The following is a 12,904-nucleotide window of genomic DNA, read 5'->3' on the forward strand; positions in this document are numbered from 1 at the left end:
CAGGCCCTCATCCGGGGCGCGCGGGGCACGTGTCCTTCACCGGGGGTCGCGCACCCGGCGCCACCCGCCGAACCGGACGGGCAGACCGGGTGAGGTCAGGACGCTGTCCGGCGGCCCCGACGGCGGCGGGGCACCGGCCGCGGCGACCAGGTCCTCGTCGAGGTCGAGCAGCTCGGCGTGGTGCAGCGGCCAGCGCGGGTGGTCGTTGCGCCAGCGCACCGTGCCCAGTGGACGCCGGGTGTGCAGCGCCCAGCGCGCGGTGAGGAAGTGCTCCAGGTCGCCCGGCCCGGTCAGCGGGGCGCCGGTGCGCACCCGGGTCCGGGCGTGGGCACCGCGCGGGCCGGGGAAGCGCCGCACCGAGGAGTACGCGATCTCCTCGCCCTCGGCGACCCGGCCCGACACCGTCGACGGCGACCAGTCGTAGGGCAGCGCCGCGACACCCCGCGCGGCGAGCACGGGCAGCATCCGGTCGGCGTCGAGCGACCGGAACACCACACCGCGGCGGCCCTCGTCGTCCACCGAGTAGAGCCGGACGTTGGTCTCGGCGAAGCTGCCGAGCCAGGGCAGGCCGGGCAGCGGGCCGAAGCTGAGCCGTCGCATCCGGAAGTGGACGAGCCCGATCCAGGTGACGCCGTCGTGGACGTCGGGACGGGTCCGGGGCGGCAGCAGCGGCGCCACCGCGGCGGGATCGGCCCGCCAGTGCAGGAACACCACGTCGGCCCAGTACTGGTGCAGCAGCGGGTGCCGGACCGGTGCGGGCGGGTCCGGGGTGACCGGCTCGGGCGCGACTCCGGCCGGCACCGGCGCGGTGCCCCGGTCCGGTGTCGTCCGGCCCGTGGTCACGCCCCTGTGCCGCCGCGCTCGGTGCGGGCCTTCCACGCGTCGCGGCGATCACCGGTGTCGCGGATCGCGTCGACCTCGGCCAGCATGCGGCGCTGCTCCACGGTGCCACCGCCGTTCGCGACGAGCCGCTCGGCGTCGGCCAGCGAGCGGGCCGCGGCGATGTCGGCGGCGCCGTGCGGCAGCCGCTGGTCGCGGTCGTCGCCGCCCTGCGCGTCGACGTCGTGCTTCTGCTCGGCGGCGTAGGGGCTGTCCGCGGGCAGCCGCCCGCTGAACCGGCCGTAGGCGCCCAACACCAGCATCACCAGGCCCACGAGCAGGCTGAACACGACGTTCGGCATCCGGAACGCCAGCAAATTGTACGGCGTGCCGATGAGCAGCACGTTGACCACGCCGGACAGCAGGAACAGCACGCCGACGGTGACGCTGACCGTCGAGGCGAGCCGGCCGCCCCGGACGGCGGCGCCGACCAGCACCGCGCCGACGACCACCGAGACGGTCGACAGCAGCAGGTTCGTGGACAGCCCCAGCACCGGGGACCCGGTGGTGGAGAAGAAGTCGAGGTTGTTCGTGAAGCCCAGCACCCCGAACACCAGGAGCATGATCCCGACGAGCAGGCTGCTGACCCGGTGCAACCCGTTCAGTCGGCGTGCGTCGGACCCGATCGATGACATGACGTCGTCCTCCGTTCGTCGAGCGAGGCACCCCGGGGATAGCCGGTCGCCTTCCCGGACAAACCGCGCTGACCTGCGAAGGTGTGCCGTGTCTCGAAACCCGGATCCGGGTTGCGGATCAGACCGGGCCGGGGAGCGCGACGGGACCGGGGCCCTCGCCGCGCAGCGGCCGCGCCGAACGCGGGTCCAGCGGGTCGACGGTGCCGGCGTCACGCAGCGTCCCGTCGCCGGGCCGGCGCAGTGAGCGGACACCGGCGTCGGCGAGGGTCACCAGCGGCACCGCGAGCAGGGCCCCGGGCACCCCGCCGACGATCAGTCCGGCACTGATCGGCAGCACCACCGCGAGCGGGTGCAGCCGCACCGACCGGCCCAGCAGCAGCGGCTGCAGGATGTAGCCCTCGACGTTCTGCACGATCAGGAGCAGGCCGATCACGAGCAGCGCGTCCACCCAGCCGCCGGACGCGAGCGCGACGAGCACCGCCACGATCCCGGTGACGACGGCGCCGATGGTCGGGACGAACGCGCCGAAGAAGATCAGCGTGGCCAGCGGGACGACCAGCGGGACCCCGATCACCCACAGGCCGATCGCGGCGGTCACCGCGTCGACCGCGGCGACGACGACCGTCGCCCGGGTGTAGCCGACCAGCGACGCGAACGCCCGCCGACCCGCGACGTCGGCCCGCCGCCGCACGTGCTGCGGCACCGCGCCGAGGACGAACCGCCAGATCCGCGCTCCGTCGTGGATCAGGAAGATCAGCACGAACAGCATGAGCAGGGTCTCGGCGGCCAGCTCGCCCGCGGTCCCCAGGGCGCCGATCACGTTGTTCGCCAGCGCGGCCTGGTTGCGCTGCAGGGTGTCGAGCAGCGACTGGAAGACGGCCGCGAGCTGGGTGTCGTCGAGCCGGAACGGCGGCCCGGCCAGCCGGTCCCGCAGCGCGACGACCGTCTCCCCGATGCTCGCCGACAGGCTCGGCAGCCCGTCGAGGAACGCCGCGACCGCCCACCACAGCACCCCGACCGCCACCGCCAGCCCGCCCGCGACGACGACACCCGTCGCCACACCGCGCGGCACCAGCGGCACCCGGTTCACGATCCGGGCGAGCGGCGCGAGCAGCGCGGTCAGGATCAGCGCGAGCACCACCGGCACGACCAGCACCGCGAGCTGCGCGATCAGCCACAGCACGACGGCGACGGCGGTCGCGACGAGCAGACCGCGCCAGGCCAGGCTCGACGCGATCACCAGACCCCGGGGGATCCGCGGTTCCTCGGTCACCGCGGCCTCCCGGATCGGACGGTGTCGGACTGACGGTTGCGTGACGTCACGACGGTAGTCCGCCGGGGCCGTCCGGGCCCGTCACGGGCAGGGTGAGGACGAAGGTGGCGCCGTCGTCGTCGGGCGGGCAGGTGAGGTCGCCGCCGTGCGCGCGGGCCAGGCCGCGGGCGATCGCGAGGCCGAGCCCGGCGCCGCCGCTGTCCCGGTCGCGGGCGTCCTGGAGCCGGACGAGCCGGTCGAAGACGCGCTCGCGGTCGCCGTCGGCGATCGGGGTACCGGTGTTGCGCACCGAGACCGACACGGTCCCGGCCGCCCGGTCGGTCCGGGTGACGACCTCGATCCGCCCGCCGTCGGGGGTGTGGCGGCGGGCGTTGTCGAGCAGGTTGGCGAGGATGCGCGACACGGCCTGCGGGTCGGCGCGCACCGCGGCGGGCTCCCCGTGACCGTCGACGGTCAGCCCGGGCGCGAGGACCGCGGCCCGGTGGGTCTCGGCGCGGGCGATCCCGGCGACGTCGACCTCCCGTGGCGCCACCGCGGTGCCGCCGTCGATGCGGGCCAGGTCGAGCATGTCGGTGACCAGCCGCCCGGCCCGGCGCGTCTCGCCGAGCAGCAGCTCCAGGCGCCGGGTGCGGCGGGCGGGGTCGGCGTCGGGCCCGGACCGCTCCAGCGTCTCGGCGACGGCGGTGATCCCGGACAGCGGTGTCCGCAGCTCGTGCGCGGCGTCGGCGAGGAACACCCGGGTCCGCTCGGCCTCCTCCCAGGAGCGCCGCTCGGCGTCGGTGAGGGCGTCGAGCATGCCGTCCATCGCCGCCGCCGCGGTGCCGAGATCGGTGTGCGGGCGGTCGGGCCGGAGCCGCGCGTCGCGCTCGCCCGCGGTGATCCGCCCGGCGAGCGCGGTCATCCGGTCCAGGGGGCGCAGCGCCGTCCGCACGACGAACGACACCGCACCGAGCGCGACGAGCAGGGTCACCAGCACCGATCCGGCCAGCACCGCGCGCAGGCCGTTGCGGACCTGGGTGACGTCGGAGGCGTCGGCGACGAGCTCGACCTTCGCACCGTCGCCGGCGTCGAGGGTCACGGTGCGGCTGCCGGTGTCCGGCGGGACGGGTGGGCGTCCGCCCGGGACCGGGGCGGCAGGTGGGCTGCTCGGGTCGTCGGTGCGGTCACCACCGGGGCCGCGGTCCGGCCGACCGGCGGGCGGCGGGGTCCCGGGCGGGTTCAGTCCGGGGTCGCCCATCACCTCCCCGTCGGCGGTGGTCACCTTGATCCGGATCTGCTGGCCGGACAGCCCGGTGACCAGCTCCTCCGGGGTGGCGCCCGCCGCGATCAGCTGCTGGGCCTGCACCACGCGGTCCCGCAGCCGGGAGTCGAGATCGGACTCCAGGCGGGCCCCGAGCAGGACGTCGACGAGCACCACCACCAGGACCAGCAGCACCGCCACCACCCCGAGCACCGCGGCGGTGACCCGGCGGCGCAGCGACGGGGTGGCGGTGCGGGCCTGCGCGGCGGAGCTCACGACGGCCCGCGCAGCGAGTAGCCGAGGCCCCGCACGGTGTGCAGCAGCCGGGGGCCGTGCGCCTCCAGCTTGCGGCGCAGCGCCGACACGTGGACCTCGACGAGGTTGGGGTCGTAGGCGTCGTAGCCCCAGACCGAGCGCAGGATCTGCGCCTTGGACACGGTGCGTCCGCGCTGCTCGGCGAGGTAGGTGAGCAGCCGCAGCTCGGTCGCGGACAGCTCCAGCACCGTCCCCCCGCGGGAGGCGACGGCGGCGTCCGGGTCGAGGACGAGGTCGCCCACCTGCACCGCGGACGGCAGCCTGCCCCGGCGGCGCAGCACCGCCGCGACCCGGGCGACGAGCTCGTCGAGCGCGAACGGCTTGAGGACGTAGTCGTCGGCGCCGGCGTCGAGCCCGCGGAGCCGGTCGGCCAGCGCGTCGCGCGCGGTGAGCATGACGATCCCGGCGTCCCCGTGCCCGCGCACGACGTCGATGAGGTCGAACCCGTCGCGCCCGCCGGGCAGCATCACGTCCAGGACGACGAGGTCCGGCCGGAACGCGGCGAGCCGCTCCTCGAACGCGACGCCGTCGACGACGCCCTCGGTCACGTGCCCGGCGTCGGCCAGCGCGTCCACGACGGACTCGCGGATGGCGTCGGAGTCCTCGAGCACCAGGACCCGGGTCGTGGGGCCGCGGCTGTCGTCGTCCTGGCGTGTGCTCACGGGGACAAGGGTGCGCCGCGAGGCTGAGGGGGAGCTGAAGGACCCGCCGGTTTCAGGTCCGTCTCAGGTACCGCGGGCACTGTCGTGTCAGACACCGAGACGACGGGCCGCCCGGCCCGCGGCGCGGAGAGGAAGAGATGACCCTGCTCGACGTGATCGTCCTGATCATCGTGGTGGCCGCCGCGATCGGCGGGTTCCGCCGCCTCGGCGGCGTGGCCCGGGCCGGGCGCCTGCTCGGCCTCGTGGTCGGTGCCGGCCTCGGCGCGGCCTGGGGCTCGAACCTGGCCCGCTACGGCGACACCCCCGACTCGGCCTGGTTGTGGGGCCTGGTCGGGGTGATCGCCGGTCTGCTGCTGGGCTCGCTGGTCGGCGGGTTCCTCGGCGGACTGGTCAGCCGGGTGCTCGCCCGCGGCAAGCTGTCCTTCCTGGACCGCATCGTCGGCGCCGTCACCGGTGCCGTGACCGCACTGCTGGTGATCTGGCTGGTCTCGTGGGTGGTCCCCGCGGTCGTGAGCGCCGAGGCGCTCGCCCCCGTGACGACGCTCGCGCAGTCCCTGGGCGGCAGCCGGATCGTCGACTCGGTGTCGGAGCTGCTGCCCGCGACGACGTCCGCCGCCCGCGACGTCGTCGACGCCGCGCGGCCTCCCGCCGGCTGATCCCACCCGACCCCCAGCGGTCCGCCGTCCGGCGGTCCGCGACCCGCCGCTGCCCTCTTCCGGGCACGGCACTGTCCGAGGAGAACCATGAACGACGAGAACCGCACCCCCCGCGACGACGACGACCGTCCCACCGACCGGCAGCCCCCGGTCCCCGCCGACGAGACCCCCACCGCCCACACCCCGACCCCGCACGTCCGGGACGGCGTGCACGGCGGGGGGACGGTGGCCGCCGCCTCCGACGCGGGTGACCCTCCGCGACGACGCCGGTTCGCCGCCCTGCGACGCCGGTCCGCGCTGCCCGCGGTCGCGGCCGGCGTGATCGGCCTGGTCGTCGGGGCCACCGCGAGCGGCCTGATCGTCGGGACCGCGTTCGCCGGACCGGGCGACGGCCCCGCCCGCACGGCGGTCGCCGCCGACGGCCGCGGCCCCGGTGGTCCCGGCGGACCCGATGGCTCCGGTGGCCCCGGTGGTGAGGCCGGTGGTCCGGGCCGCGGACCCGACGGTGCCGGTCCCGGTGGCCCCGGTGGCCCCGGTGCCTGCGGTCCGGCCGGTGGTCCGGGTCGTGACGGCGCGACTCCGCCCGCGCCGCCCGCCGGGGCCCCGACGCCGCCCGCTCCGGGCGCCGCCCCGGCCGCCCCGGGTGCCACGGCCCCGGGTGCGACGGCTCCGCGCCAGGGCGGTGCCGCTGCTCCGGCCGCTCCCGCGGCCCCTGCTGCTCCCGCGGCTCCGGGGTCGTCCGCCGCTCCCGCGGCGCCCGCGGCTCCGGCCGCTCCCGCCGCTCCGTGACCCCGTACGCGCGGCGACGCCGACCGGTGTCGCCGCGCGTGGGGGAGGGGAGAAGGGAGTGCTCCTCGTCGGATCGCGTCGCGCATTCGCCCCCGACGCGCTGCAGGACCCGACGAGGAGCACTCGACGGACCAACGCGCCGGAACGGGCACGGATACCCCCCTGATGCGGTGACGACGCGGGCCCGGACACCACCATCGGTCGTCCCCGCAGGTCAGACGGGTCGTCGTCATGTCTTCGTGACAAAAAATCGGTGGGTGGCCCGGGCCGTCGAGTGCCGATCCGGGGGGACACCCGCCGTCCGTGGTGGGCTCCGGGAGCCGGAACGGCGGGACGGAGCCCCCTCGGCCCCGGGACCGTCGGGGCCGGAGGGACGCGGCCGAGCCCCACGCGGCCGGCCCGGGATCGCACGCGGGCGGACCGTTGCGGCGATCGTTCAGCTCGTCCCTGCCGGCGCTCCGCTGTGGACGACCTGCCACGCGACGGCAGAGGACGGGCCGGACCCGACGGTGGGCCGGAACCGGGCACCTGCACCGTGACCACGGGTCGTCGTGCGGGGCGGGGCCCCGGCCGACGGCCGGAACCGGGCCACGGCGGTACCGGACGAGCACGGGGCGGCGCACCACGACCGCACCCTGACTGCGCAGGTCACGGGCCGATTCGAGACCTGAACGGATGGTGGCCCGACCACCGAGAAGACCACGTCGACAACTCATCGCGAAGAGACCGTGGTCGGCGTCACACAGATCGGTGATCGTCCGTATCGCCCGGTGAGAGGGTGTCGGTAACCAGGAGTTCGCCTCCGCCCACGGCGATGACCTGCGACGACGCCTGGTGTTCGCCCCGGGGACCCCCCGGTTTGACGGCCCCGGACACCGTGCCGTAACTTTCTTCCTGTCAGCGAGTGAGCCGGACAGAACGGGCCCTGAGAGGCTCGGTCAACAGGCCCGCGGACAGCGACCCCCGGTGGTTCACCGAGTTTCTCGGTGTGGTTATCTTTGTGGGTCAAGGCGATCCGCCTTCAGGATCCCGCTCTTCTTGGAGAGTCCGGGTGATTGCGGTGCGGGTGTCTTTTGAGAACTCAACAGTGTGTCGAGCTATTTATTCGGTTTGGCGTTTTGTGCCAGATTGTTTGTTTGGTTGCAGCATTCGATCCCGTCGGGTGTTGTGGCCAGTTGTTTGTTGCAAGTCAGGGTTTTGTTGGAGAGTTTGATCCTGGCTCAGGACGAACGCTGGCGGCGTGCTTAACACATGCAAGTCGAGCGGTAAGGCCCTTTCGGGGGTACACGAGCGGCGAACGGGTGAGTAACACGTGGGTGACCTGCCCTCCACTCTGGGATAAGCCTGGGAAACTGGGTCTAATACCGGATAGGACCACTGATCGCATGGTTGGTGGTGGAAAGTTTTTTCGGTGGGGGATGGGCCCGCGGCCTATCAGCTTGTTGGTGGGGTGATGGCCTACCAAGGCGGTGACGGGTAGCCGGCCTGAGAGGGCGACCGGCCACACTGGGACTGAGACACGGCCCAGACTCCTACGGGAGGCAGCAGTGGGGAATATTGCGCAATGGGCGGAAGCCTGACGCAGCGACGCCGCGTGGGGGATGACGGCCTTCGGGTTGTAAACCTCTTTCGCCAGGGACGAAGAGCAATTGACGGTACCTGGAGAAGAAGCACCGGCCAACTACGTGCCAGCAGCCGCGGTAACACGTAGGGTGCGAGCGTTGTCCGGAATTATTGGGCGTAAAGAGCTCGTAGGCGGTGTGTCGCGTCGGCCGTGAAAACTTGGGGCTTAACTCTGAGCGTGCGGTCGATACGGGCATCACTTGAGTTCGGCAGGGGAGACTGGAATTCCTGGTGTAGCGGTGAAATGCGCAGATATCAGGAGGAACACCGGTGGCGAAGGCGGGTCTCTGGGCCGATACTGACGCTGAGGAGCGAAAGCGTGGGGAGCGAACAGGATTAGATACCCTGGTAGTCCACGCCGTAAACGTTGGGCGCTAGGTGTGGGGACCATTCCACGGTTTCTGTGCCGCAGCTAACGCATTAAGCGCCCCGCCTGGGGAGTACGGCCGCAAGGCTAAAACTCAAAGGAATTGACGGGGGCCCGCACAAGCGGCGGAGCATGTGGATTAATTCGATGCAACGCGAAGAACCTTACCTGGGTTTGACATGCACCAGACATCCCTAGAGATAGGGCTTCCCTTGTGGTTGGTGTGCAGGTGGTGCATGGCTGTCGTCAGCTCGTGTCGTGAGATGTTGGGTTAAGTCCCGCAACGAGCGCAACCCTTGTTCCATGTTGCCAGCACGTAATGGTGGGGACTCATGGGAGACTGCCGGGGTCAACTCGGAGGAAGGTGGGGATGACGTCAAGTCATCATGCCCCTTATGTCCAGGGCTTCACACATGCTACAATGGCTCATACAGAGGGCTGCGAGACCGTGAGGTGGAGCGAATCCCTTAAAGTGAGTCTCAGTTCGGATCGGGGTCTGCAACTCGACCCCGTGAAGTTGGAGTCGCTAGTAATCGCAGATCAGCAACGCTGCGGTGAATACGTTCCCGGGCCTTGTACACACCGCCCGTCACGTCACGAAAGTTGGTAACACCCGAAGCCGGCGGCCCAACCCTTGTGGAGGGAGCTGTCGAAGGTGGGACTGGCGATTGGGACGAAGTCGTAACAAGGTAGCCGTACCGGAAGGTGCGGCTGGATCACCTCCTTTCTAAGGAGTCCCATCATGTGATGGGGCACCACACGCTCGTAAGTGAGTTGTGCTCATTTTGGGTGTCTGTGGTTCCTTCATTGAATCGCATCAGCGGCCCCGTTCGTGGGTTGGGTGCGTTGGGTGGAACGCAGCACGTCGGACCGTTTGGCTTGGCACACTGTTGGGTCCTGAGAAGACATCTGCGGTTCTTCGGAACGGTGGTTCTTCTTTGGCCGCTCTGGTCGGGGGCTTCCTAACGCCTGCTTGTGTGTGGGTGGTGGTTGTTTCTTGGTCGGGTGTGGTTGTGGGTTGAGTGTTGCATAGTGGATGCGAGCATCTTGTTGTGGTCAAGTTGTTAAGAGCACATGGTGGATGCCTGGGCATCAGGAGCCGATGAAGGACGTGGGAGGCCGCGATAGGCCTCGGGGAGCTGTCAACCGAGCTGTGATCCGAGGGTGTCCGAATGGGGAAACCCAGCGCCCGTCATGGGGCGTTACCCGTACCTGAATTCATAGGGTGCGTGGAGGGAACGTGGGGAAGTGAAACATCTCAGTACCCACAGGAAGAGAAAACAATAGTGATTCCGTGAGTAGTGGCGAGCGAAAGCGGAAGAGGCTAAACCGTGTCCGTGTCAAGCCGGCAGGCGTTGCGGGTGCGGGGTTGTGAGACGTGTCGTTCATCTTCTGCCGAGGATGGGACAGCAAGAGCCTGTGTTAGCGGAACGACTCTGGGATGGTCGGCCGTAGTGGGTGATAGCCCCGTACGCGAAAACACTGGGTTCTGTTGTGGGCGTGTTCTCGAGTAGCAGCGAGCCCGTGAAATTCGCTGTGAATCTGGCGGGACCACCCGTCAAGCCTAAATACTACCTGATGACCGATAGCGGACAAGTACCGTGAGGGAAAGGTGAAAAGTACCCCGGGAGGGGAGTGAAATAGTACCTGAAACCGTGTGCTTACAAGCCGTCAGAGCCTGCAGTGCTTTTGTGGTACAGGGTGATGGCGTGCCTTTTGAAGAATGAGCCTGCGAGTTATGCTTCGTGGCGAGGTTAACCTGTGTGGGGTAGCCGTAGCGAAAGCGAGTCCGAATAGGGCGCTGTAGTCGCGGGGTGTAGACCCGAAGCGGAGTGATCTACCCATGGCCAGGGTGAAGCGTCGGTAAGACGTCGTGGAGGCCCGAACCCACCAGGGTTGAAAACCTGGGGGATGAGCTGTGGGTAGGGGTGAAAGGCCAATCAAACTTCGTGATAGCTGGTTCTCCCCGAAATGCATTTAGGTGCAGCGTCGTGTGTTTCTCACCGGAGGTAGAGCACTGGATGGCCTAGGGGGCCGACAAGCTTACCGAAGTCAGCCAAACTCCGAATGCCGGTGAGTGAGAGCGCGGCAGTGAGACTGCGGGGGATAAGCTTCGTGGTCGAGAGGGAAACAGCCCAGATCACCGGCTAAGGCCCCTAAGCGTGCGCTAAGTGGGAAAGGATGTGGGATCGCCCGGACAACCAGGAGGTTGGCTTAGAAGCAGCCACCCTTGAAAGAGTGCGTAATAGCTCACTGGTCAAGTGGTCCTGCGCCGACAATGTAGCGGGGCTCAAGCGCACCGCCGAAGCCGTGGCAATGACACTTATGGTGTTGTTGGGTAGGGGAGCGTCCTGCATCTGGTGAAGCCCGGGAGTGATTTACGGGTGGAGGGTGTGGGAGTGAGAATGCAGGCATGAGTAGCGAATGCAGAGTGAGAATCTCTGCCGCCGGATGACCAAGGGTTCCTGGGCCAGGTTGTTCCGCCCAGGGTGAGCCGGGACCTAAGGCGAGGCCGTCAGGCGTAGTCGATGGACAACGGGTTGATATTCCCGTGCTCGTGACAGTGCGTCCATGCCAAGGCCGGTGATGCTAACCATCCGAACCCACCTCGGCTCCTTCGGGAGTTGTGTTTGTGGGGGAGCGTGGGATCCGATCTGGTAGTAGGCAAGTGATGGGGTGACGCAGGAGGGTAGCTCCGCCACGCGGTGGTTGTCGTGGTGTAAGCCTGTAGCCCGAGTCCTAGGTAAATCCGGGGCTCATATAAGGGTGAGAGGTGATGCGTAGCCGATTGAGGCGAAGAGGGTGATCCCATGCTGTCGAGAAAAGCCTCTAGCGAGTGCTGTTGCGGCCCGTACCCCAAACCGACACAGGTGGTCAGGTAGAGAATACCGAGGCGATCGAGCGAACTGTGGTTAAGGAATTCGGCAAAATACCTCCGTAACTTCGGGAGAAGGAGGGCCGGTTGTCTTGAGGCTCCTTGCGGGCTAGGGACGGCCGGTCGCAGAGACCAGGCCCAAGCGACTGTTTACTAAAAACACAGGTCCGTGCGAAGTCGCAAGACGATGTATACGGACTGACGCCTGCCCGGTGCTGGAACGTTAAGAGGACCTGTTAGCTCTTCGGGGCGAAGCGGAGAATTTAAGCGCCAGTAAACGGCGGTGGTAACTATAACCATCCTAAGGTAGCGAAATTCCTTGTCGGGTAAGTTCCGACCTGCACGAATGGCGTAACGACTTGGGCGCTGTCTCGACCACAGACTCGGCGAAATTGCACTACGAGTAAAGATGCTCGTTACGCGCGGCAGGACGGAAAGACCCCGGGACCTTTACTATAGCTTGGTATTGGTGCTCGGTTCGGCTTGTGTAGGATAGGTGGGAGACTGTGAAATCGCCACGCCAGTGGTGGTGGAGTCGTTGTTGAAATACCACTCTGGTCGAATTGGGTGTCTTAACCTCGGGCCATGATCTGGTTCAGGGACAGTGCCTGGTGGGTAGTTTAACTGGGGCGGTTGCCTCCCAAAGAGTAACGGAGGCGCCCAAAGGTTCCCTCAGCCTGGTTGGCAATCAGGTGTTGAGTGTAAGTGCACAAGGGAGCTTGACTGTGAGACTGACGGGTCGAGCAGGGACGAAAGTCGGGACTAGTGATCCGGCACCACCTTGTGGAAGGGGTGTCGCTCAACGGATAAAAGGTACCCCGGGGATAACAGGCTGATCTTGCCCAAGAGTCCATATCGACGGCATGGTTTGGCACCTCGATGTCGGCTCGTCGCATCCTGGGGCTGGAGTAGGTCCCAAGGGTTGGGCTGTTCGCCCATTAAAGCGGTACGCGAGCTGGGTTTAGAACGTCGTGAGACAGTTCGGTCCCTATCCGCCGCGCGCGTTGGAGACTTGAGGAAGGCTGTCCCTAGTACGAGAGGACCGGGACGGACGAACCTCTGGTGTGCCAGTTGTCCCGCCAGGGGCACGGCTGGTTGGCTATGTTCGGGAGGGATAACCGCTGAAGGCATCTAAGCGGGAAGCCTGTTCCAAGATGAGGTCTCCCACCACCTTCGAGTGGGTAAGGCTCCCAGTAGATGACTGGGTTGATAGGCCGGAGATGGAAGCCCTGTGAGGGGTGGAGTTGACCGGTACTAATAGGCCGAGGGCTTGCCACAACGAGTTGTTCGCATCCACTGTGTGACCCTGAGTCCACAACCATCCACATCCCCTGGTTGACACCGGGGGTTGTGGGGTGGTGTGTGTGCTCGACCCCTGCCCCTAGGTTTTTGGGGGTGGGGTGATAGTTGGATAGTGTTGTCGGTGGTCATTGCGGTAGGGAAACGCCCGGTCCCATTCCGAACCCGGTAGCTAAGCCTTCCAGCGCCGATGGTACTGCACTCGCCAGGGTGTGGGAGAGTAGGTCGCCGCCGACATTCAACCTCTGAAAGGGGAGTCCGCAACGGTGTAGAAGCCGCTGTGGACTCCCC

7 protein-coding genes and 3 rRNA genes are annotated in these 12,904 nt (G+C 68.3%); 5 read left to right on the top strand and 5 right to left on the bottom strand.

From position 1 onward, the window contains the following. Positions 1–36 precede the first annotated feature (36 nt). From DMP17_RS29390 to DMP17_RS29410, 5 genes are all read right to left on the bottom strand, one after another. A complete protein-coding gene (locus DMP17_RS29390; protein WP_337831191.1) occupies positions 37–843 on the bottom strand; it encodes a YqjF family protein in 807 nt (268 codons plus the stop codon). Continuing rightward, positions 840–1,514: a DUF4383 domain-containing protein gene (locus DMP17_RS29395; RefSeq protein WP_337831192.1), complete on the bottom strand. Its 675-nt coding sequence runs from the start codon at positions 1,512–1,514 to the stop codon at positions 840–842. Before DMP17_RS29395 ends, DMP17_RS29390 begins: the two co-directional genes overlap by 4 nt. 118 nt (positions 1,515–1,632) lie before the next feature. Further along, complete coding sequence (locus tag DMP17_RS29400; RefSeq protein ID WP_337831193.1) at positions 1,633–2,787, bottom strand: AI-2E family transporter; 1,155 nt, start codon at positions 2,785–2,787, stop codon at positions 1,633–1,635. Between the two features lie 46 nt (positions 2,788–2,833). Continuing rightward, a complete protein-coding gene (locus DMP17_RS29405; protein ID WP_337831194.1) occupies positions 2,834–4,303 on the bottom strand; it encodes a sensor histidine kinase in 1,470 nt (489 codons plus the stop codon). After that, the gene (locus tag DMP17_RS29410) at positions 4,300–5,004 is read right to left on the bottom strand and encodes a response regulator transcription factor (RefSeq protein WP_226354883.1); all 705 of its coding nucleotides are present in this window, start codon (positions 5,002–5,004) and stop codon (positions 4,300–4,302) included. Before DMP17_RS29410 ends, DMP17_RS29405 begins: the two co-directional genes overlap by 4 nt. Positions 5,005–5,141: 137 nt before the next feature. Here DMP17_RS29410 and DMP17_RS29415 point away from each other — a divergent pair, with 137 nt between their 5' ends. The 5 genes from DMP17_RS29415 (at position 5,142) to rrf (ending at position 12,850) form a co-directional block, all read left to right on the top strand. Further along, on the top strand, positions 5,142–5,660 hold the full coding sequence (locus tag DMP17_RS29415; protein ID WP_226364660.1) for a CvpA family protein: 519 nt from the start codon (positions 5,142–5,144) through the stop codon (positions 5,658–5,660). Between the two features lie 87 nt (positions 5,661–5,747). After that, positions 5,748–6,449, top strand: coding sequence for a hypothetical protein (locus DMP17_RS29420; protein ID WP_226354885.1), 702 nt, complete (start codon positions 5,748–5,750; stop codon positions 6,447–6,449). 1,197 nt (positions 6,450–7,646) lie between these two features. Beyond that, positions 7,647–9,166, top strand: a 16S ribosomal RNA gene (locus tag DMP17_RS29425). A gap of 327 nt (positions 9,167–9,493) precedes the next feature. After that, positions 9,494–12,592: ribosomal RNA gene (locus tag DMP17_RS29430) — 23S ribosomal RNA — on the top strand. Positions 12,593–12,733: 141 nt separating this feature from the next. Then, positions 12,734–12,850, top strand: a 5S ribosomal RNA gene (rrf, locus tag DMP17_RS29435). The 16S, 23S and 5S rRNA genes sit together here, the layout of an rRNA operon. The last annotated feature ends 54 nt before the right edge of the window (positions 12,851–12,904 follow it).

This window comes from Pseudonocardia sp. TMWB2A (genome assembly GCF_017312135.1).